Source organism: Bartonella sp. AA9NXGY, from assembly GCF_042196845.1.
GTDB lineage: Bacteria > Pseudomonadota > Alphaproteobacteria > Rhizobiales > Rhizobiaceae > Bartonella.
In genome coordinates this window covers 1-533 of the sequence record NZ_JBHIRB010000126.1, presented here as the reverse complement: position 1 = coordinate 533, position 533 = coordinate 1, and the positions used below count along the sequence as shown (strand labels likewise).

The window sequence follows — 533 nt, the reverse complement described above, 5'->3', positions numbered from 1 at the left end:
AAAAAGTGGTATGACAGCCGCAATAGATGCTCCTGAAAGCAAAGCAATTCGCAACGCTTTAAAGCGTCGTGATTGGACACTTCATACTATTTTTGTGACTCATCATCATCATGATCATGTAGAAGCTCTTGCAGAATTAAAACAAGTTTACAATGCTATAATTATTGGACCAGCAGCAGAAAAAGACAAGATTCACCACCTTGATCAAACACTTCAACCTGATGAAAAACTTCTCTTTGGTTCTCACCCACTTTTAGCTCTTTCAACACCTGGTCACACTTTGAGCGCATTATCTTATTATTTTCCTGAAAAAGGTTTGCTCTTTGCTGGAGATACACTTTTCTCACTTGGTTGTGGACGCCTTTTCGAAGGAACACCTGCTCAAATGCTGAACTCTTTAAAAAAGCTTCGTCAACTTCCCGATAAGACACTTCTTTATTGTGGTCATGAATATTCCAAAACTAATGCTCTTTTCGCATTAACACTTGATTCACATAATCAAAAACTTCGTCAAAGAGTGGAAGAAGTTTCTT

At 37.9% G+C, this 533-nt stretch carries 1 protein-coding gene; it reads left to right on the top strand.

Going from position 1 to position 533, the window contains the following annotated elements; genetic code table 11:
* A partial coding sequence (gene gloB, locus ACFIM6_RS10195; protein ID WP_375612707.1) for a hydroxyacylglutathione hydrolase occupies positions 1-533 on the top strand: 533 nt, incomplete at both ends.